The organism is Aeromonas sp. ASNIH4 (assembly GCF_002934425.1).
GTDB lineage: Bacteria > Pseudomonadota > Gammaproteobacteria > Enterobacterales > Aeromonadaceae > Aeromonas > Aeromonas hydrophila.
On the sequence record NZ_CP026217.1, the window covers coordinates 631,349 to 652,438 of the forward strand.

At 64.9% G+C, this 21,090-nt stretch carries 17 protein-coding genes; 11 read left to right on the forward strand and 6 right to left on the reverse strand.

Going from position 1 to position 21,090, the window contains the following annotated elements; genetic code table 11:
• The first annotated feature begins 113 nt into the window (after positions 1–113).
• Entirely contained in the window at positions 114–1,058 is a 945-nt protein-coding gene (locus C2U40_RS02940) for a chemotaxis protein CheV (RefSeq protein ID WP_017410908.1), read from the forward strand.
• 83 nt (positions 1,059–1,141) lie between these two features.
• On the opposite strand, the gene C2U40_RS02945 is transcribed toward C2U40_RS02940, so the two are convergent.
• Positions 1,142–1,741, reverse strand: a complete 600-nt coding sequence (locus C2U40_RS02945; protein WP_011707238.1) for an arylesterase — start codon at positions 1,739–1,741, stop codon at positions 1,142–1,144.
• Here C2U40_RS02945 and C2U40_RS02950 point away from each other — a divergent pair.
• Both C2U40_RS02950 and C2U40_RS02955 read left to right on the forward strand, forming a co-directional pair.
• Positions 1,740–2,465, forward strand: coding sequence for an ABC transporter ATP-binding protein (locus C2U40_RS02950; protein ID WP_045526114.1), 726 nt, complete (start codon positions 1,740–1,742; stop codon positions 2,463–2,465). The genes C2U40_RS02945 and C2U40_RS02950 overlap by 2 nt on opposite strands.
• Positions 2,466–2,553: 88 nt before the next feature.
• Entirely contained in the window at positions 2,554–5,001 is a 2,448-nt protein-coding gene (locus C2U40_RS02955) for an ABC transporter permease (RefSeq protein ID WP_103828187.1), read from the forward strand.
• A gap of 93 nt (positions 5,002–5,094) precedes the next feature.
• Here the strand turns inward: C2U40_RS02955 and C2U40_RS02960 are convergent, their stop codons facing one another.
• Complete coding sequence (locus C2U40_RS02960) at positions 5,095–6,000, reverse strand: TIGR01777 family oxidoreductase (protein WP_103828188.1); 906 nt, start codon at positions 5,998–6,000, stop codon at positions 5,095–5,097.
• Positions 6,001–6,302: 302 nt separating this feature from the next.
• Between C2U40_RS02960 and C2U40_RS02965 the strand changes: the two genes are divergently transcribed.
• Complete coding sequence (locus tag C2U40_RS02965) at positions 6,303–7,835, forward strand: EAL domain-containing protein (protein ID WP_103828189.1); 1,533 nt, start codon at positions 6,303–6,305, stop codon at positions 7,833–7,835.
• Between the two features lie 66 nt (positions 7,836–7,901).
• Here C2U40_RS02965 and C2U40_RS02970 read toward each other — a convergent pair whose 3' ends face one another.
• Together C2U40_RS02970 and C2U40_RS02975 are read right to left on the reverse strand one after the other, a co-directional pair.
• Positions 7,902–9,083: an aminotransferase-like domain-containing protein gene (locus C2U40_RS02970; RefSeq protein ID WP_103828190.1), complete on the reverse strand. Its 1,182-nt coding sequence runs from the start codon at positions 9,081–9,083 to the stop codon at positions 7,902–7,904.
• Between the two features lie 182 nt (positions 9,084–9,265).
• The gene (locus C2U40_RS02975) at positions 9,266–10,333 is read right to left on the reverse strand and encodes a M28 family metallopeptidase (RefSeq protein WP_017410915.1); all 1,068 of its coding nucleotides are present in this window, start codon (positions 10,331–10,333) and stop codon (positions 9,266–9,268) included.
• A gap of 348 nt (positions 10,334–10,681) precedes the next feature.
• Here C2U40_RS02975 and trmB point away from each other — a divergent pair, with 348 nt between their 5' ends.
• The 6 genes from trmB to C2U40_RS03005 all read left to right on the forward strand — a co-directional run bounded on the left by trmB (position 10,682) and on the right by C2U40_RS03005 (position 15,727).
• Positions 10,682–11,395, forward strand: a complete 714-nt coding sequence (gene trmB, locus C2U40_RS02980; RefSeq protein WP_017410916.1) for a tRNA (guanosine(46)-N7)-methyltransferase TrmB — start codon at positions 10,682–10,684, stop codon at positions 11,393–11,395.
• A 14-nt stretch (positions 11,396–11,409) separates the two neighbouring features.
• Positions 11,410–11,742 carry a YggL family protein gene (locus C2U40_RS02985; protein ID WP_011707230.1) on the forward strand — a complete coding sequence of 111 codons (333 nt, stop codon included), beginning with the start codon at positions 11,410–11,412 and terminating at the stop codon, positions 11,740–11,742.
• 124 nt (positions 11,743–11,866) lie between these two features.
• Positions 11,867–12,787 carry a glutaminase B gene (gene glsB, locus C2U40_RS02990; protein WP_162517028.1) on the forward strand — a complete coding sequence of 307 codons (921 nt, stop codon included), beginning with the start codon at positions 11,867–11,869 and terminating at the stop codon, positions 12,785–12,787.
• A 28-nt stretch (positions 12,788–12,815) separates the two neighbouring features.
• Complete coding sequence (locus C2U40_RS02995; protein WP_103828192.1) at positions 12,816–14,108, forward strand: sulfurtransferase; 1,293 nt, start codon at positions 12,816–12,818, stop codon at positions 14,106–14,108.
• Between the two features lie 119 nt (positions 14,109–14,227).
• Positions 14,228–15,403, forward strand: a complete 1,176-nt coding sequence (locus C2U40_RS03000; RefSeq protein ID WP_103828193.1) for a S8 family peptidase — start codon at positions 14,228–14,230, stop codon at positions 15,401–15,403.
• Positions 15,404–15,517: 114 nt separating this feature from the next.
• The gene (locus C2U40_RS03005) at positions 15,518–15,727 is read left to right on the forward strand and encodes a YgdI/YgdR family lipoprotein (protein WP_016351843.1); all 210 of its coding nucleotides are present in this window, start codon (positions 15,518–15,520) and stop codon (positions 15,725–15,727) included.
• Between the two features lie 55 nt (positions 15,728–15,782).
• On the opposite strand, the gene C2U40_RS03010 is transcribed toward C2U40_RS03005, so the two are convergent.
• A complete protein-coding gene (locus C2U40_RS03010; protein WP_103828194.1) occupies positions 15,783–19,343 on the reverse strand; it encodes an ATP-binding cassette domain-containing protein in 3,561 nt (1,186 codons plus the stop codon).
• A gap of 99 nt (positions 19,344–19,442) precedes the next feature.
• A complete protein-coding gene (locus C2U40_RS03015; RefSeq protein WP_043167562.1) occupies positions 19,443–20,720 on the reverse strand; it encodes an alpha/beta hydrolase in 1,278 nt (425 codons plus the stop codon).
• A 225-nt stretch (positions 20,721–20,945) separates the two neighbouring features.
• On the opposite strand from C2U40_RS03015, the gene C2U40_RS26815 reads away from it, so the two are divergent.
• Complete coding sequence (locus C2U40_RS26815; RefSeq protein WP_011707223.1) at positions 20,946–21,080, forward strand: hypothetical protein; 135 nt, start codon at positions 20,946–20,948, stop codon at positions 21,078–21,080.
• Positions 21,081–21,090 lie beyond the last annotated feature (10 nt).

Sequence of the window (21,090 nt, forward strand, 5' to 3'; positions counted from 1 at the left end):
TTTATCAAGTTCCTGCATCATCTGGCCGACATAGGATAAGAATACGGGTCGTGTTGGGATTCTGACCCTTCTATACTATGGCGAGACTCGGGCAACGGACGTAAGGGCTTTATATGGCGAGCATATTGGATTCAGTGGACCAACGTACCCAGCTGGTAGGGGAGAACCGCCTGGAGCTGTTGATGTTCCGTTTGGGATCCCAACAGTTGTTTGCTATCAACGTGTTCAAGGTGCGGGAAGTGGTCAAGCTGCCCCATCTCAACAAGATGCCGGGAGCGCACCACAACATCAGTGGGGTGGCCAACATCCGTGGCACCTCCATTCCGGTGATCAACCTGCGCAGCGCCATCGGCATGCGCCCCATGCCCATCGATGCCGAGTCCAACCTCATCATTACCGAATACAACCGCACCATTCAGGGCTTTCTGGTGGGGCAGGTGGCCAACATCGTCAACATGACCTGGAAGGACATACTGCCGCCGCCGCGCTCGGCCGGGCGGGCGAACTACCTGACTGCCATCACCCGCATTCCCGAGGATGGAGTGGATCAGATTGTCGAGATCATCGACGTGGAGAAGGTGCTGGCCGAGATCATCACCTATGACATCCGCATCTCGGAAGAGGTGCTGGATCGAGAGATCCTGCCGGAAATGCATGGCCGCAAGGTACTCATCGTCGACGACTCCAGCACGGCCCGCAATCTGGTGCGCGAAACCCTGGGTCAGCTGGGGCTGGAAGTGATCGAATGCCAGGATGGCCTGCAGGCGCTCAATCTGCTCAAGGGGTGGTGCGATGCGGGCAAGAAGGTGACCGACGAGATCCTGCTGATGATCACCGATGCCGAGATGCCGGAGATGGACGGCTACCGGTTGACCCACGAAATTCGCAGCGATGCCCGCATGTCCGATCTCTTCATCACCCTCAACACCTCGCTGAGCGGCAACTTCAACGAGGCGATGGTCAAGAAGGTGGGCTGTGATCGCTTTATCTCCAAGTTCCAGCCAGACCTGCTGGTCGGGGTGGCCCAGGAGCGGTTGCGCCAGATCCTGGAACGCTGAAACAGGAGCAATAAACATCCCGCCTTGGCGGGATTTTTATTGGGGTTGGAACCCGGAAGATAGGCAAGGCCATGACACCGGGATCACTGGGTCAGCAGCGGCTCGATGAAGCTGGCTACCCGGTCGCGGATCTGCGGCTGGGCGGCGGCGGTAGGGTGGATACCATCGTTCATCATGAGTTCAGGGCGCAGCGCAATATCATCCATGAAGAAGGGCATCAGCGGCAGCTGATTGGCGCTGGCCAGCTCTGGGAAGATCTGCTCGAACTGGCGCAGGTAACGCGCGCCGTAGTTGCGGGGCAGCTGGATCTGGGTCAACACGGTTTTTACCTGTTGCGCCTTGGTCAGCGCCACCATCCTGGTGAGATTGTCCCGGGTGATGGCCGGCGCGAACCCGCGCAGGCCATCGTTGCCACCCAGCTCGATCAGCACCCAGTCCGGTTGATGTTCCTTGAGCAGGGCCGGCAATCTGGCCAGCGCCCCTTGCGTAGTTTCACCACTGATGCTGGCATTGATAAGCTGATGTTTACCCCCCTGCTGCTGCCATTTCTGATTGAGCAGCGCAGGCCAGCTCTGCTCCGCCGGCATCTGATAACCCGCACTCAGGCTGTCGCCCAGTACCAGCAGGGTCTGGGCCTGCACCGATGACACCAGGCAGCACAAGGCAAACAGGAAACGCGTCATGAATTCAACTCCCATTATCAACGTCAAGGGCCTGGGCAAGACAGTGCGCCTGGGCCAGGAAAGCCTCACCATCCTTGAAGGGATCGACCTGCAAGTCAATAGCGGCGAAACGGTGGCGCTGGTCGGCGCTTCCGGCTCCGGCAAGTCCACCCTGCTGGGGCTGCTGGCCGGGCTGGATCTGCCGAGCCAGGGGGATATCGAGATCCTCGGCCAGTCGCTGCTGCAGCTGGACGAGGAGGGGCGTGCCCGGCTGCGGGCCGAGCAGGTCGGCTTTGTGTTCCAGTCCTTCCTGTTGCTGCCCACCCTGAGCGCGCTGGAAAACGTCATGCTGCCTGCCGAGCTGCGTGGCGAGACCCGCTGCGAGCCGCGGGCTCGCGAGCTGCTGGCGGCGGTCGGCCTCGGCGAGCGGCTGCACCATCTGCCGCCGCGCCTCTCCGGCGGTGAACAGCAGCGGGTCGCCATCGCCCGGGCCTTCATGACCCGGCCCAGCCTGCTGCTGGCCGATGAGCCCACCGGCAACCTCGACAGCAAGACCGGGGAGCGGGTGATCGAGCTATTGTTCGAGCTCAATCGCGAGCATGGCACCACGCTCGTGGTGGTGACCCATGATCACGAGCTGGCTCAGCGTTGCCAGCGGCAGCTGGTGATGGCGGCGGGACGACTGGCGGCGGCTGCGTCAGCATCCGAAGCCGCCTCTGCAGCAAGAGTCAGGGAGCTGTCATGAATCAGTGGCGACTGGGATTCAAGTTATGGTGTGGGGAAGGCGTCCATGACAAGGGGCAGCCCGGACTGATGCAGGTGAGGAGTACGTCATGAGTCAGTTGCGACTGGGATTCAAGTTATTGCGCCGGGAAGGATTCAACGGCGAGCTGCGCTGGTTCGTGCTGGCGCTGGCACTGAGCGTGGCCTGCGTGCTGAGCGTGGCCCTGGTGGCGGATCGGCTGGATGCCGGGCTCAAAGCCTCCGGCCGCGACTTTATCGGTGCCGACCGGGTGCTGCGCTCGGCCACGCCGGCGCCGGCCGCCTGGCTCGAGCAGGCGGCAAAAGCGGGTCTGGCAGTGCAGACCACGGTCAGCTTCAACAGCATGCTGTTTCATGGCGATGCCCTGCAACTGGCCTCCATCCGTGCCGTGCCTGAGGATTTCCCCTTCTACGGCAAGCTGGAACTGAGCCCTCAGCGCGCCCCGGCGCCCGGCGAGATCTGGCTCTCCGCCCGGGTGATGCAGCTGCTGGCGGCCAAGCCGGGGGATGAGTTGGAAGTGGGCAATACGGTGCTCAAGGTGGCGGGAGTACTGGGTCAGGAGCCGGATCAGGGCTTCAGCCCCTTCCTGCTGGCGCCGCGGGCGCTGATCCACAGCGCCGATGTGGAGGCGACCGGAGCCCTGCTGCCGGGCAGCCGCCAGCAGTGGCGCTACCTGTTCAAGGGCTCCCGCGAGCAGGTGGCTGACTATGAACGCTGGCTCAAACCCAGACTCAAGGCGGGGCAGAAGCTGATCAAGCCGGACGACCAGGGCTCCCAGGTGGGCCGCTCGCTGGCCAATGCCGAGCGCTTCTTCCGGCTCGCCTCCCTGGCGGGAGTGCTGCTGGGGGCGCTGGCCATGGGCATCGCGGTGCGTCACTTTGCCGAGCGCCAGACCAACATGGTGGCGCTGCTCAAGACGCTCGGCGCGTCGCGGCGCTCGCTCTGGCAGTTGATGGGCACCCTGCTACTGTCGCTGACGCTGGTCGGCGCCCTGCTCGGTCTGGTAGCGGGCAGCGCCATGCAGTGGCTGACCCTGCACCTGCTGGGCAACCTGCTGCCCGCTGATCTACCGTCGCCGTCGTGGCGACCCTTTGCACTGGGGTTGGCGGTGGCCTTCTTCATCACCCTGTTGCTGGCCTTCGTGCCCTTCCTGCGCCTGCTCAAGGTACCGCCGCTGCGGGTACTGAGGCGCGAGCTGGAGGCGGGGATCCCGCCCTGGCTGGCGTTGCCGGTGGCGCTGCTCGGGCTGTTTGGGCTGGTGTGGGGCTTCACCGCCGATGCGACCCTGGCGCTGGGGCTGATCGGCGGCATGGGCCTGCTGATGGGGCTGCTGGCGCTGATCGCCTCCTTGCTGCTGCGGCTGGGTCGCCGGGTGCAGGGGCCCCACGCGCTGCGGCTGGCCATCAGCCATCTCTCCCGCGAGCGGGGCAGCGGCCTGTTCCAGCTGGCGGGCTTTGCGCTGGCACTCATGCTGTTCGGTCTGCTGTGGGCGGCGCGGGTCGACCTGCTCGGCGAGTTCTCGGCCCGGTTGCCGGCGGATGCCCCCAACCGCTTCCTGGTCAACGTGGCAGACGGGGAGCGGGAGGGGATCCTGGCCGATCTGCGTCAGGCGGGGGCCGTGACCTCGGACTTCTACCCCATGGTGCGCGGCCGGCTGGTCAGCATCGCCAGCGAGGCGGTGCGCGACACGGATGAAGATGGCCGCGAAGGGGTCAATCGCGAGCTCAACTTCACCACCACCGCCACCCTGCCGCCGGACAACACCCTGACCGCAGGACGCTGGCTGGATGGCCCCGGCCAGGTATCGGTAGACAAGGATCTGGCCAAACGGCTCGACATCGCTCTCGGCGACACCCTGGGCTTCACCATCGAGGGGCGCAGCTTCAAGGCGCAGGTGACCAGCCTGCGGGCCATCAAGTGGGACAACATGCGGCCCAACTTCTACATGATCTTCTCGCCGGACGTGCTGGCGCCCTTCTCCCAGACCTGGCTCGGCAGCTATCGTCTGCCGGAGCAGGGGCGGGTGGCCGAAGTGGAGTTGATCCGCCGGCACCCCACGGTGAGCCTGATCGATGTGGACGATTTGATCGTGCGGCTGACGGCGGTGTCGGATCAGGTGAGCCGGGCGCTGGGGCTGATGCTGGGACTGGTGACGGTGGCGGCGCTGCTGGTGCTGCTGACCCAGACCCAGGCCAGCATGGCCCATCGGCGCCGGGAGCTGCTGTTGATGCGCACCCTGGGGGCCGGCAGCGAGCTGCTCCGGAAGATGCTGCGCTGGGAGCTGGTTGCCAGCGGCCTGCTGGCGGGTCTGTGTGCCGCCATGGTGGTCGAGCTCTGCTCCCTCGGCCTACAGTGGTGGTGGTTCGAGGGGCAGTGGCAGTTCCACTGGGCCATCTGGGCCGGTCTGCCGCTGCTGGGGGCCGTGCTGGTGACGCTGGCGGGGCAGGGCATGCAGCGCCAGCTGCTGGCGGGCACCCTGAGCGATCGGCTGCGTGGGTTGGGGCAGGGCCTGCTCTGATCACCGCATCTTGTGCGGATGCCGCAAGGCGCCATAACAATCAGCCCGGCCAATGGCCGGGCTGATTGTTATCCGGTTGGCTGAAAAGCCCGGTCAGCGGGCAGTGCTCAGCAGATTGGCAAAAGCCTGGGGTAGCGCCGGGTAGGTGAAGTGGAAGCCTGCCTGCTGCAGACGGGTCGGCAGCACCCTCTGGCCGGTAAGCAGCAGGTCGGCCGCCTCGCCCATCAGCAACTGCAGCAGGGGGGCCGGTACGAAGAAGAGGTGCGGCCGGTGCAAGGTGCCTGCGAGGGTCTGGCTGAACTCTCGGTTGCTGACCGGCTGCGGCGCCGTGCCGTTGAACAGGCCGTCGCACTCGTCGTGCTCCAGCAGGAACAGGATGGCGCGCACCAGATCCTGGATGTGGATCCAGCTCATGATCTGGTGCCCCGTGCCCATGGGGCCACCGAGGCCGACGCGATAGGGAGGCAACATTTTGGGTAGGGCGCCGCCGTCGGTGCCGAGTACCAGCCCGATGCGTACGATGCAGACCCGGGTATGCTTGCTGCGGGCCTCGCGGGCCAGGGTTTCCCACTGCTGACAGAGCTGATGGGTGAATTCGTCGTGAGGGGTCTGGCACTGCTCGTCCAGCGGCTCATCGCCCTGACGGCCATACCAGCCGATGGCGGAGGCGTTGATCAACACCCTGGGCGGCGTATCGGAGAGCTTGACCAGGTCGACCAGCTGTTCGGTCAGCAACCAGCGGCTGTCACACAGCAGCTGCTTGCGCCGCTCGCTCCAGCGGCCGTTGGCGATGGGTTCCCCCGCCAGGTTGATGACCGCGTCCACGTCGTTGAGGTTGTCGAGCCGATCCAGGCTGTCGAGCAGCTTGACGTCGTGGCCGAGCAGATCATAGGCGCGGCTGCCCTGGCGGGTCAGCACCAGCACCTCGTGAGCCACCTTGAGATGGGCCACCAGACGGCGACCGATGAAGCCTGTCCCTCCCGTGATCAATATTTTCATATGCAGACTCCCTGACGCTGTTGGCTCTACTCTAGTGGGCCGGCACCAGATGAACAAGCAGCTGTTTTTGCAAAGATTATAATCGTCACAGCAGGCATCTGGCGCATCGCGCCAGGGGGCGTGCAGCGAACACTGCGCACATGCGAAGGGATGGCTGCGACTGCCGCTGTCGCCCCGCTGCAGACGCGATATAGTGTTGGTCAGAGCGCCCCGCTCTGCCGTCAGAGTTGTCAGAAAGGCTTGTCAGAGAAGGGGATAGGAGTAGACTCGTCCGCTTTTTCACCGTTGCCGCGAGGGTGGGTATGCCGTTTCGTCGTTTGAGGTTGCGCCAGTTTTATACCAGGCTGGGGGCGGCGTTGCTGGCCGGCCTGCTCCCCTTGCTGCTCGGGGTATTGATCGTCTCCTGGCAGACCTTTGCCGGCATGAAGCAGGATGCCGAAGAGCGCCTGCTCCATGCCAGGGAGATGCTGGAGCGTACCCTGGATCACGCCCATCAGGCGGCGGCCATGGTGCAGAGCAGTGTGGGGCGTCCCTGCGAGGAGGTGGTGCAGGGGCTGCGGGATCAGGTAGCGACCGTGCCGGATGTGCGCACCGTCAACCTGGCCAAAGGGGAAGTGGTCTACTGCTCCTCGCTCTACGGCCCCTATCAGGGTCCCTTCACGCTGGCCGATTATGCCAATGGCCAGCTGGATCTGATGCGGGGCAATCCGGTGACGCCGGGGCGGCCTCTGGTGGTCTATCGCCAACCGGTGGGGGAGTACAGCGTGCTGGTCGGCATCGATGGCTACTACCTGCACAATATTCTCGACATGCTCAGCCGCAACTCGCCGCTGACCCTGGTGATCGGGGCGCAGAGCATGCTGGCCGACGGCCAGATCCACGACGAGGTGCCGCCCGTGGCGCTGGGGTCGCTGGAGCAGACCTCCGGCAAGTATCCGTTTCGGGTGGTCACGGAGCTCTCCCACGACGAGTACGGCAGCCATATCTGGAACTACTCTCGGGCCAGTCTCATCATCTACCCATTGCTGGGTCTGCTGGCGGGCTGCCTGGTCTACTGGCTGGCCGGCCGCTCGACTTCGCCTTCCCAAGAGCTGCGGCGGGCGCTGGATCAACGGGAGTTCATCCCCTATCTGCAACCCGTGGTGACCGGTGACGACGCCCACTGGAGCGGCTGCGAGGTGCTGATGCGCTGGCAGCATCCGCGCCAGGGCCTCATCTCGCCGGATCGCTTCATTCCGCTGGCCGAAGACAGCGGCCTCATCGTGCCCATGACCCGGCTGCTGATGGAGCAGGTGCGCGAGCAGTTCGCAGGCCGAGTGCACAGCCTGCCCAGAGGGTTCCACTTCGGCTTCAACATCAGCGCCAGCCACTGCAAGGACATGAGCTTGCTGGAGGATTGCCGCGACTTCATCAACGCGTTTCGGGAGAACCCCATCAAGCTGGTGCTGGAGCTGACCGAGCGGGAACTGATCGTGGCGGACGAGACGACCGACCGCTTGTTTGCCGAGCTGCATCAGCTGGGGGTCTTCATCGCCATCGACGACTTCGGTACCGGCCACTCCAGCCTCACCTATCTGCAGCAGTTCCAGGTGGATTTTCTCAAGATCGACCAGAGCTTCGTCGGCATGATCGGCTCCGATGCCCTCTCCAGCCACATCGTCGAGAACGTCATCGATCTGGCGACCCGGCTCGGTCTGCTGCTGGTTGCCGAAGGGGTGGAGAACGAGGTGCAGGCCGCCTATCTGCGGGCGCGTCAGGTGAACTTCCTGCAGGGCTATCTGTATGGCAGGCCGATGCCGATGAAGGAGTTTGCCGGCCTGCTGGCGCAGGGCTGAGCCAAATTTCGCGCATAAAAAAACCAGCGACCGAGGTCGCTGGTTTTTTTTTCGTCCAGAGGCTGGTCAGAGCATGCGGGCGAGGGCGCGGCACAGACGCTTGACCCCCTCCTCGATGGTGGCTTCATCCACGCAGGAGAAGCTCAGGCGCAGGGTGTTCTGGATCTCGGGGCGCACATAGAAGGGGGCGCCCGGTACGAAGGCCACCTTCTCCTTGATCGCCTCGTCAAACAGCGCCATGGCGCTGACGCTCGAAGGCAGGGTCAGCCAGAGGAACATGCCCCCTTCCGGTCGGGTGTAGCTGACGCCGGGCGGGCAGTGACGGGCCAGGGCGGCCTCCATGGCGGCACGTTGACGGCCATAGACCTCCTTGATCTTCTCCAGATGGGCATCCAGCGAGTTGTCGATCAGGAAGCGGTGCAGCACCTGCTGGCTGAAGGCGTTGCTGTGCAGGTCGGTGGCCTGCTTGGCGATGGTCACCTTCTTGCGCAGCCAGTCCGGTATCAGCATCCAGCCGAGGCGGAAGGCCGGGACGACGGTCTTGGAGAAGGAGCCGAGCAGCACGGTATTGTTCGGCGCCAGCTTGGCGATGGGGGGCAGGTGTTCGCCCTCGAAGCGCAGCTCGCCATAGGGGTCGTCTTCCACCATCAGCAGCTCGTGGCTGACCAGTCGCTGTGCCAGCGCCTCGCGGTTGGCACGGCTGTAGGAGACGCCGCTCGGGTTCTGGAAGTTGGGCACGCCGTACAGCAGCTTGGCGTTGGAGCCGCTCGCCAGCAGCGCATCCAGCGCCGCCAGATCCAGCCCCTCTTCACCCAGGGTGATGGGCTTGAAGGCCGGTTGATAGACGGAGAAGGCCTGGATGGCGCCAAGATAGCCCGGCTCCTCGATGATGAGATCCTGCCCCTCGTCGATCAGCACCTTGCCCAGCAGATCCAGCGCCTGCTGGGAGCCGCTGGTGATGAGGATGTTGTCCGGATTGACCTGCATGCCGTGGCGGGCCAGATAGCGGTCGGCGATGTACTGGCGCAGCGGGGCGAAGCCCTCGGTGGCGGCATACTGCAGGGCTGCGGCGCCCTGTTCGCGCAGCACGTCCTGGCAGGCCTGGTCGATGGCCTTGACCGGGAACAGGTGCGGATTGGGCAGACCGCCGGCGAAGGAGATGATCTCCGGATTGGCGGCGACCTTGAGGATCTCGCGGATGAAGGAAGGCTCTACCTTCTCGAAGCGCTGGGCAAAAAACGGCTGCATAGGATTCTCTCTGGCATGGTGAGCGGTCGCTCCATTCGACCGCCAAGTTATCCGTTTGTATCAGATTTAAAAAATGAGGCAATGGCTGTAACAAAAATCGATAAAAAAGGGCAGGTTTGGCACCTGCCCGAATTTTATCGGTCGGGGACGGCCATGGGGCGCAAAAGCCCCGGCGTGACCCGTTACAGTCCCGGCTCCTTGAGGAAGCGGATCATCAGCTCGGTGTTGGCACCGAGCTGCTGCTGCACCCGGCCCGGGAACAGTTCGGCCATCTTGTCGAGGCGGTCATACTGGGTATGCCAGATCTTGCCCCACTGGGTTTCGCTGTCCCGATCGCAGGCGCTCTTGGTGGCATCGTCGTAGCAGTCCCACAGCGCCGGATTGGTGGTCTGGGAGTAGCCGTCGTAGCCATCCGCCCCGTTGATGGTGAAGTTGGTGGCCTCCACGTAGGCGATGGGCACTCCGAGGCAGGCGAACGGCGCATGATCGGACCAGCTGCCGGTCTCCCCTTCCGGGTAGCCGCTGTAGCTGGGGTGGATGGCAAACGGAGTGGCGGTCTGCTTGGAGATGGCCAGCAGGCGATCCCGCACCTTGGGATCGAAGCTGTAGCGGCTCGGATCGGCGCAGTTGTACTCGGCCACGTCGGAGTGGGCCGAGTGGACGTAGACGATGTCGCCCCCGGCGATGGTGTCGTAGTTCACCATCGCCAGCAGCTTGGCGACGGCGGCGCTGTCGAGGCTGGCGGCATAGGCCTTGGAGCCGTTGAGGCCGTTCTCCTCGGCGCCGAAGAAGGCGAAGCGCACCGTGTAGGGCAGGGTCTGCCCCTTGAGCGCTTCGGCCACCGCCAAGAGGGCTGCGACCCCGGCACCGTTGTCGGTGGCCCCCTCGGAGCCCTTCTTGTCGCCGGTGCTGTCATAGTGGGCACCGATCAGGATCACCTTGTCGCTGCTGCCCTTGAGCTCGGCGACCAGGTTCTGGGAGGTCTTGCTGGCCCCGCTCTTGGTGTAGGTGAAGGGCTGGTTCTGCACCTCGTAGCCCCAGCCGGCCAGGTGGTCCTGGATCCAGGCGGCGGCGCGGGTCTCGGCCTCGCTGCCGGTGGGTCTGGCGCCGATCCCCTCGGCGGTCGAACTCAGCTGCACCAGGTATTCATAGGCCTGCTCGGCGGCGGAGGGGGCCTGTGAATCGTTGCTGGAGGTGTTGCACCCGGCCAGCAGGGCTGTGATGGCAAACGCCAATGCTGTGTGTTTCATACTGCAATCCTTTGTTGTGTATGGTTTTATTTGCGCAGGTCAGCATGCACCCGGCGCCTGGCAGATTCTGTGAAGGGGGTGGCATTTGTCAATCGCAGTGGCGGAATTGGTCAGTGGCGGGGGATTTGTTGCGCGAAACACTTGCGCCCTGAGCCTATCTTGGGATAATTCGCTACCCTGTTTCGCCGAGCGATGAAATGACGAACAATTTCGCGCCTCGTCGGCGAGGTGGAACGATGAAACAACGAGCAATTCATCTCGGTTGTCTGTGACCAGCACGACGAGATAACGAGCAATCCATTTATGTGGTCTGTGACCCAGACCGATGCAATAACGAGCAATTTGATTATGCCAGTTACCCAAGATGTGTTTAACGAAGACGGCAAGTTCATGCGCAAGATCCGCAGCTTTGTCCGTCGCGAAGGCCGCCTGACCAAAGGGCAGGAGAAGGCCCTGGAAGAGCTCTGGCCGGTCATGGGTATCGATTTCGCACCGGAGCCGCTCGATCTGGTTGCCCTGTTTGGCCGCGAGGCCCCGGTGGTGCTGGAAATCGGCTTCGGCATGGGCGCCTCCCTGGTGGAGATGGCCAAGAATGCCCCCGAGAAGAACTTCATCGGCATCGAAGTGCACTCGCCGGGTGTCGGTGCCTGCCTCGGTACCGCCCAGGAGGCGGGAGTCACCAACCTGCGTGTCATCTGCCACGACGCGGTCGAGGTGCTCGAGCACATGATCCCGAACGGCTCGCTGGCCTGCCTGCAGCTGTTCTTCCCGGATCCCTGGCACAAGAGCCGTCACCACAAGCGCCGCATTGTGCAGCCGGCCTTTGCCCAGGACATCCGCCAGAAGCTGGCCATCGGTGGCGTGTTCCACATGGCCACCGACTGGGAAAACTACGCCGAGCACATGCTGGAAGTGATGAGTGCCGCCGAGGGGTATGAGAACACCTCCGCCACCGGCAACTGGGTGCCGCGTCCCGACTGGCGCCCGCTGACCAAATTCGAACAACGTGGCCACCGTCTCGGCCACGGGGTGTGGGATCTGATTTTCAAACGTGTCAACTAACTGAAGGAGCTATCATGGCCAATCGTAGCCGCCGCCTGCGCAAGAAACTGCGCGTCGATGAATTCCAGGAAATGGGCTTCGACATCAGTTTCAACTTCCCGGTCGGTACCGCCGAAGAGACCATCGATGCGGTAGTCGACGCGATGATCGATGAAGTGATCGAACCCCGCAAGCTGGCCTTCGCCGGCTCCGGCCACCTGGCGTGGGAAGGGATGATCTGCACCCAGCAGTTGGGCAAATGCAGCGAAGAAGACCGCGCCGCCGTCAAAGCCTGGCTGGAAGGCAAGGGGATGGAAGCCGTGGTGGTCACCGAGCTGTTCGACCTCTGGTACGGTGAACCGGCCTGATGACAGGCTGGCTGTGGCAGGCGCCCCGGTGTCGACAGCCTGCGACAGCAGATAGACAAATCCCGCCGCTGGCGGGATTTTTGTCGGTGGTGATGGGATCGCCACGTTAGTTATGGAATCGCTTATGGTGTTGTCATCCGAATTACTGGCCAGCATCCTGGATGAGGTGCGCCCGCTGCTCGGACAGGGCAAGGTGGCCGACTACATTCCGGCGCTGGCCCAGGTGCCGGCCGACCGGCTCGGGATCGCCGTCTGTACCGTGGAAGGGGAGCTGTTCACCGCCGGTGACGCCTGCGAGCCCTTCTCCATCCAGAGTATCTCCAAGGCCCTCAGCCTGACGCTGGCGCTCACCCTCTATCAGGAGGAGGAGATCTGGGCCCGGGTCGGCAAGGAGCCCTCCGGCCAGCCCTTCAACTCTCTGGTGCAGCTGGAATTCGAGCAGGGCATTCCCCGCAACCCCTTCATCAATGCCGGTGCCCTGGTGGTGAGCGATCTGCTGGAGACCCGCCTCACCGCGCCGCGTCAGCGTACCCTGGAGCTGGTGCGCCGCCTCTCGGGCAACCCGGCCATCATGGCGGATCAAGTGGTGGCCCGCTCCGAATATCAGCACTCTGCCCGCAACGCGGCCATCGCCTATCTGATGAAGGCGTATGGCAATTTCGAGAACGAAGTGGACAAGGTGCTGCAGAGCTACTTCAATGCCTGTGCGATCCGCATGAGTTGCGTCGATCTGGCGCGGGCATTCATCTATCTGGCCAATCGCGGGGTGCCGCTGGGCGCGACGACCCCCTTGCTGCCGGCTCGCACCACCAAACAGGTCAACGCCCTGCTCGCTACCTGCGGCCTCTATGACGAGGCGGGGGATTTTGCCTATCGGGTCGGTATGCCGGGCAAATCCGGGGTCGGTGGCGGCATCATCGCCCTGATCCCGGGAGAATTGTGCGTCTGTGTCTGGTCGCCCGAGCTCAACAAGGCGGGCAACTCGCTGGCGGGCACGGCTGCGCTGGAACTGCTGGCCGAGCGTCTGGGCCGCTCCATTTTTTAACCTTGTCACTCTGAATCGAGAGATCACCATGAAACGAATAATGAGCTTGTTACGGGCCACCCTGGCAACCTTGCTGCTCTGGCATGCCCTGCCGACCCTGGCTGCCGAGCTGCCACCGCTTTCGCTGACGGATGCCAACGCCAAACAGGCGATCATTCTGGATACCCGCGCCAGCTACTTCTATCAGGGCTGGCCGATGGAGGGCGAGCAGCAGGGCGGCCACGTGGTCGGCGCCGAGAACCTCTCCGCCGAGTGGAAGTACAGCGATGAGGAGTGGCCGGCGGCACTGGCGACCAAGGGGCTGAAGGCCGATCGGCCGGTGGCGCTCTACGGTGCCCCGCGCGAGGTGGCCGAAGTGGCCCGCCTGCTGCGCCAGCAGGGCATCAAGCAGCTGTTCGAGCTGCAGGGCTGGAAAACCGCGCCGCGCGAGCATCTGGCCCGCTGGCAGCAGCTGGTCTACCCGCGTTGGCTGGCCGACCTGCAGGAAGGCAAGCCGGTGGTGGCTGCGCCCAAGGGCGACTGGAAGCTGTTCGAGGTGGCGTGGGGTTCACCCAAGGCCTATCTGCTGAGCCACATCCCGGGGGCCGGCTACATCGACACCAACCGGCTGGAAGAGGAGCCGCTGTGGAACAAGGTCTCTGACGAGGCGCTCAAGGCGCTGCTGCTGGAGAACGGCATCCGCCACGACACCACCGTCATCCTCTACGGCCGCAACACCATGGCGGCGGCCCGTGCGGCCCACCTGATGATGTATGCCGGCGTGCAGGACGTGCGGCTGCTGGACGGCGGCCTGGATGCCTGGTTCGTGCAGCATCTGCGCACCGAGACCGGGCTGGCCAACAAGTTCACTCCGGCCAAGGAGTTCGGCGTCGCCATCCCGGCCCATCCCGAGTACTACACCACCCTGAGCCAGGCCAAGGCGCTGCTCAAGCAGCCCGACGGCGCCCTGGTCAGCGTGCGCACCTGGGACGAGTTCGTCGGCAACACCTCCGGCTACAGCTACATCAAGCCGAAGGGCGACATTCCCGGTGCCAAGTGGGGTCGTGGTGGTGTCGATGCCAACAGCATGAGCGACTTCCACAACCCGGACGGCACCATGAAGCCGGCCCGCGAGATCCTCGCCATGTGGGACGAGTGGAACATAGAACCGACCCAGCAGGCCGCCTTCTACTGCGGTACCGGCTGGCGCGCCTCCGAGGCGTTCTTCTACGCCTGGCTGATGGACTGGAAGCGGATCAGCGTCTACGACGGCGGCTGGTACGAGTGGAGTGCCGATCCCAAGAACCCCATCGTGACCGGCGAGCGCAAGCCCGCCAAGTAATCGACGACGATGACAAAACAGGCCGGACCCATGTCCGGCCTTTTTGTACCCGCTCGGGCCTGCGCCAGCCGGACACTACACTTTGCGAGTGACAATCAGGTCGATGCAAGGAGTGACTGATGAGACGGATATGGCTAGGCCTGCTGGTGGCAGGCGTGCTGGGACAGGGGGCGATGGCCGCCGAGCGGGATCGCTATCTGGTGCAGCTGAAACCGGGGGCGGAGGCGGCAGTGTTGGCCCAGAGCAAGGGAATGGGGGGCGAGCTGGCCCTGGCGCTGCTCGAGCAGCACGCGCTGGCGCTCTGGTTGCCAGCGGCGGCAGCCACGGCGCTGGCGCACAATCCCAACGTGCTCTGGGTGGAGCCGGACGCCAAACGCTATGCCAGCGCCGAGACCCTGCCCTACGGCATTCCCATGGTGCAGGCGCCGCAGCTCAGTGACGCGGCGGCGGGAGAGGTGCTGGTGTGCATCATTGACTCAGGCTACAGCGGCGGCCACCCGGACCTGCCCCACGGGGCCCAGGTGCAGGGCAGCAACGATGCCGGCACCGGCAGCTGGAGCAGCGACGAGAACGGCCACGGCACCCACGTGGCAGGCACCATCGCCGCCGTGGGCGGCAACGATCTGGGGGTCGTCGGGGTGCTGCCGAACCAGAGCGTGCCGCTGCAGATCGTCAAGGTGTTTGGGGCCAACGGCTGGGCCTACTCCTCCAACCTGGTGGGGGCGCTCAATGCCTGCAAGCAGGGGATGAGCAACCGGGGCTTCACCCGCATGGTCATCAACATGAGTCTGGGGGGCAGCGTGCCCAGCAAGACCGAGGAGCAGGCGTTCAATCAGGCCTATGGGCAGAACGTGCTGAGCGTGGCGGCAGCGGGCAATGCGGGCAACACCAGCAAGTCCTATCCCGCCTCCTACAGCAGTGTGGTGAGCGTGGCCGCCATCGATGCCAACAAGCAGCTGGCCTATTTCTCCCAGCGCAACGATCAGGTGGAGCTGGCCGCCCCCGGTGTCTCCGTGCTCTCCACCGTGCCGACCGGCTATGCCTACTACAGCGGCACCTCGATGGCGACGCCGCACGTGGTCGGGGTGGCGGCGCTGGTCTGGTCGCAGCGGCTGGAGTGCAGCAACGATCAGCTGCGCCAGACCCTGCGCAGCAGTGCCCAGGATCTGGGGGCGCTGGGGCGCGACAACAGCTATGGCTACGGGCTGGTGCAGGCGAAGGCGGCGGCAGACAGAATGGCGCTCGGCTGCGGGCCGGGGACCGGTGGCAGTGGCAAGCCGGGTGGGCGCAAGTAGCTGATTGTTGACGTTGATCCCGTTGCTGCAATGGCGGCAAACGGGCTCATCTGGTTGAACTAGGCTTCAGACACCACCCTCGTGGTGAGGGTGAAGCGGGAGGCAAAACAGGCGATGAAGCAACTGATGATGATCCTGGTGTGTGCCCTGGCACTGGTGGCGTGCAGCTCCCAGTACATCATGAGCACCAAGGATGGCAAGATGATCACCACCGACAGCAAACCCAAGCTGGACGAGAGCACCGGCATGTACCGCTATTACGATACCGAAGGGCGGGAGGTGATGATCAAGAAGGATGACGTCACCCAGATCATGGAGCGTTGAGGCTCTCCTCAAGCAACAAGGGCTGCCCGCGGGCAGCCCTTGTCATTTTCGGCCCTCACACCGTCTGGGGCACCTGGCGGTTCACCTGACCCACGAACAGCTGGTGGAAGCGGGAGTGGGAGTTGGCCAGCAGGCTCACCGGCGAGCCCTGCTCCACCACGGTGCCGGCCTCCATCACCACCACCCGGTCCACCGACAGCAGCGGCTCCAGATGGTGGGCGATCACCAGATAGCTGGCCTCGGGCCGGTAGCGATAGAGCAGTTCCGCCATCTTGCGCATGCCGATGTGATCGAGATCCGAGGTGGCCTCGTCCAGCACGATGAGCGGGCGGCGCGACAGCAGGATGCGGGCGATCACCAGCAGCTGGGTCTCGCCGGCGGAGAGCTGCAGCTTGTCGAGCTCCTCGTCCAGCCGGCCGGCGCAGCGCTCGGCCAGCCCCACCCGGGCCAGCGCTTGCTCCAGTGCCGCGTCGTCGTGCTCGGTCAGGGGGGCCAGATTGGCACGCAGGGTACCGAAGAAGGTGAGCGGGATCTGGGAGACGGTGTCGTAGAGATCGCGCACCGCCTCCGGTGCCAGCCGGGATAGCGGCTGCTCGCCGTAGTAGATCTCCCCCTGGGAGGCGGGATACATGGCCTGCAGCACCCCCAGCAGCGAGCTCTTGCCGGCGCCGGTGCGGCCGCACACGCCGACCTTCTCGCCGGGGGCCAGCTCGAAGTTGACCTTGTGCAGCGCCCACTGGCTGGCCTGCGGATAGCGCAGCCCCAGGTTGTCGAAACGCACCGCAGGGTGAGGGGTGGCGAGGGCCTCCCCCTCCTGACGCTCGCTCTCTATTTCGCTGTATTCGCGCACCCGCTCCACCGCGTTCATTACCTGCTCCACCTCGGCGAAGGTGCGGATGAGGGAGTTGAGCATGGCGGAGGCGGTAAAGGCGTAGGTGATGGCCACGGCCCCCAGCAGCGAGCTGTTGCCAAAGGCCACCATCAGCGCCACGGCGCCCACCAGGGCGGCGGAGAGCAGGGTCTGGTGCATGCCGAGCCAGCGGTTGATGGAGGTGGTGGTGTACCAGCTGCGCAGGTTGTTGTCATAGTGCAGCAGCACCTGATCCAGCGCGAAACGCTCGGCCCCGGCCAGGCGCAGGGCGGGGGCGCCGCGGATGGTCTCGCTGATGCTGATGTAGAGCGGCGAGCGCAGCACCGACGCCTGTCGCCGCAGCTTGAGCTGCACCGCCCGGTAGCGGCGCTGCAGCACATAGAGGGCCCAGCCCACCAGGGGGGCGATGAGCAGCAACAGCGGCATGTTGACGCCGATCACCACCACCTGCAGCGCCACCGACACCAGCATGCCGAACAGCCCCATCAGCATCGACAGCAGGATCTCCTGGGCTTCCCCCAGATCCCGATCGAAGCGGTTGAGGATGCGCCCCTGCGGCACCTTGTCGAAGAAGGCCATGGGGGCGCGGCTGATGCGCCCCAGCATGCCGTCGAACAGGGTCCAGGCCAGCTTGAGGCCGAGTTTGTAGTTGATGACCCGCACCACCATGATGCAGGTGAGAGAGCCCGCCCCCAGCAGCACATAGATGCCGAGCAGCTCGCTCACCCCGGTCACCCCAGCCTTGCCGCCGAGCCAGAGATCCGAGGCTATGCGCAGCCCCTCCTGGCCCAGGGTGAGCAGCAGGGCGAGCAGGATGGCGCCGGGGGCGGCCAGGCGCTGCCACATGAAGCCGAACAGCCCCCAGTCCACCTTGCCCTCCACCACCTTCTCCTCGCTGAACTGCTCCGCCTCCTGAGGCGGCACCGACGGGGTGGGGCGGGGATGCTGGATGAGATCCGCCAGCTGGTGGGCATCGAGCTCCACCAGTCGTCCCTGCTCGATGCGGATCACCCGATCGCAGTGGGCCAGCACGTCCGGGTCGTGGCTCACCAGCAGCCGGGTCGGCCCCGGCTTGAAGGCGAGCCCCTGCTCCAGCACCTGGGCCGAGACGATGGGGTCGAGCGCCGAGAGCGGGTTGTCCAGCAGCAGGATGTCGGCCTGGGCGTAGAGGGCGCGGGCCAGCGCGACCCGCTGTTGCTGGCCGCCGGAGAGGCGGGTGCCGAGCTCGCCTACCAGGGTCTGGTCGCCGTGGCTGAGCAGGGTGAGGTCGGCGCCCAGCGCACAGGCCCCCAGCACCCAGCGATAGCGCTCGCCATGCCAGGGCTGGCCGAACAGGATGTTGTTGCGGATGGTGTCGTTCATCAGCCAGGGCTTGTGACCCAGATGGGCGACCCGGCCGTGGCGACGGATGCTGCCCTCGAAGCCGTTGTCGAAGCCGGCGATGAGGTGCAGCAGGCAGCTCTTGCCCGCCCCGGTGGCACCGGTGATCCCCACCAGTTCCCCCGGCTCGATGTGCAGGCTGATCCCCTCCAGCACCGGTTTTTGCTGATGCAGGGCGGTGACGTTGTCGAGCAGCAGGCCGCCCACCGGCAAGCCGGGGTCGGTGAGATCCCGGTGCTGCTCTGGGCTGTTGAGGAACTCGCACAGCCGGTTGAAGCCGGTGTTGAAGTTGATCAGGGTGCGGATGAGGTAGGGCAGCCGCATCATGGGGATGCGCAGCACGGTGAACAGGGCGATGGTGGTGAACACCTGGGGCAGGGTGAGCTCTCTGCCCGAGACCAGATAGGTGGTGAAGGTGGCCAGGGTCACCAGCAGCGGGGTACTCAGCATCAGGCTCTCGTTGATGGCATCGAGCCTGAGCACTCGCCCCAGCACGCCCAGCTCCTGCTGGCGCTTGTGGCCGGCGGCCCGGGTGAAGAAGGCGCCGAGCCCGTTCTGGCGCACCAGCCGCAGCTTCTTGATGTACTCCGCCAGGATGCCGTTGCGCTCGTCCTGCTGACGCTTGAGCTGTTGCTCCTGCTGGTTCATGCGGCGCACCACCCGGGTGGAGATGAGCAGCAGCAGGGTGAGCACGGCGAAGCCGACCAGGCCGGCGCTGCCCACCTGCCACACCAGCAGGGCGATGGTGCCGAGCAGTTGCAGCAGCATGGTGAGCGGCATGGCGGGGTCAGCCAGGATCCAAGTGATGTCCCACACGTCCCGGTTGATGAGGTTCTGCACCCGGCCACCGGCCCGGTCGTCGAAGCTCTTGCCACCCAGCTTCATCACCTTGGCGAGCAGGGACTCGGCCAGCAGGCGGCGGATGGGCACGTGCATCTTGAGCGCCAGTTGCAGCGAGTGCTCCGCCAGCATGCCGGAGGCGAGCACCGAGGCAAACAGGGCGAACGCCAGCAGCAATTTCTGCTCGGTGGGGGCGCCGGCACCCAGCTGGGTCATGCTGTGGTTGAGCAGCCAGGGGCTGGCCAGGGTGGCCAGCATGCCGAGCATTTGCAGCAGGGTGAGCAGGCCAATGCGCCCGCGGTAATGGCGCCAGATGAAGGCGGTGATGGGCCAGGGGCGCACCGGCAGGGCGGCGGTGAGTGCGAGGAAGGCGTCGGCGCGGCCATCGCGCCTGTCTTCCGGCAGCAGGGGATAGAGATCGTCGAGGTTGACCTGGGGCTCGCTCAGCCCCTTGCGCTGCAGCGGGCCGGTCCAGTGATAGAAGAGGCGGCTCAGCCAGCCGGCCGAGATTTCCGGATGATCCAATGGGTGTCCTTATTATTTTGTGCTGCTTCCAGAGGGGCGGGGCGACTCATGGGTCGCCCTCGATATTGTCGTCTTGCTGCGGGCGCGAGCCCGGCGGGATCAGCGATCCCGATTCATGCGGATGAGCCGGTCCAGGATCTGCTCACCATCGACCCGCAGGCCGTTGTGTTCGTATTCGTTGGTGATCCAGGCGCGGCTGTTGCCAAGCCCCTTGAGGGTGTCGCGGCAGTAGTCGAACTCCACGTACATGTCCTCGGCATAGACGGCGCAGGCCACCGGCACGGTGTTGCGGGCCAGCTGCGCCGGGTCGTAGAGGGGGCCCCAGTCCGCTTTCTGGGCCAGCAGGTGAGCGGCCTCCTTCAGCGGGATGAGCTCGCGGAATTGCTCGAACATCCAGGGGAAGATCATCTCGCCGGTGAAGGCGAAGTCCTTGCCCGGTGCCCAGGCCAGGGCCGGGTATTCGCTTCTCACCCGCTCGGCCGCCCAGTTGCTGGCGCTTCCCTCGCAATAGATGGACTCGTGCAGGATGGCGAACACCGGGTTGGTGTTGAACGGCTGCATGGCCTGCACTTGGTAGAGGAAGGCGGGGTTGAGCCGCTCGCCGATGAAGGCGTCTTCCAGCAGGTAGTAGAGCTCCTCGAAGGCGCCGCTGGCACCCAGATCCAGCCCCTGCTGCTGCAACTGCTCCACCGTCAGGCGCTGGCCGTTGGGCAGGCGCACCTCATGGCTGTGCAGGTGGTTGGCCAGCCGGTTGGCGATAGCCTGGGCGTGGGGGAAGCGGGCGAAGAAGGCGCGGTTCTTGTCCGCCACCCGCTGATAGGTGGCGCGGTAGACCTCGTCTGCACGGCGGCCGATGGGGGCCACCCCGCCGGTGAGGTAGACCTCGTGCAGACTGTCCGGGAACAGGGAGAGGTAGGTGAGGCTGCAAAAGCCGCCGAAGCTCTGGCCGAGCAGGCTCCAGGGGCGCCCCGGGCTCAGCACTTCGCGAATGTATTCGGCGTCGCGCACTATGCTGTCGGCGCGAAAATGGCCGAGGTACTCCGCCTGCTGTGGGGCAGTGAGCTGGGCCAGCGCCTCGGCGCTGATGGGGCTGGAGTGGCCGGTGCCGCGCTGATCGAGCAGCAGCACCCGAAACTCCTGCAGGGCCCGTTTGATCCAGCCGCTGTCGGCGGTCGGGCGCGGGGCGCCAAAGCCGGGCCCACCCTGCAGGAACAGCAGCCAGGGCAGATCGTCGTGCAGCCGGTCCTGGCGACAGAGGGTGCGGCCGAACAGGGTGAGGGTCTCCTCGTCATCCGGTCGCTGGTGGTCGAGGGGCACGGTGAAGAAGCGGGGCTCGCAATGGATGCCATCCAGCACGTAACGCAACGGGCTGCTCATCTGGGGTCTCCCTGAGGGTAGGAAAATCGTCGGCCTCATCATAGCCCCGGCGTGGGAACGGGTCACGCCGGTTTTCCAAATTGTTAACATTGTCACGAAGGGAAAACGGGCGGTGGCAGCGTGATGAATTTATTGTCGGCAAGGGAGTTGACGGCGGCGGGCGGCTGCACAAAGATGGCTCGCCTGCCGACGGGGCAGGGGTCGTAACAGGACGAGGTGGGCTTGATGAAGCCTAAGTGGATACGATTTCGCAAAAAAGAGAAACGGGTAAACCCGGAGGGTGTGCTGCAGACCGGCTTGCTGCTGTTCAGTGCCACCTGCGGAGCGACCCTGCTGCTGGCAACCTGCAACGGCAGCTGACCGAAATGAA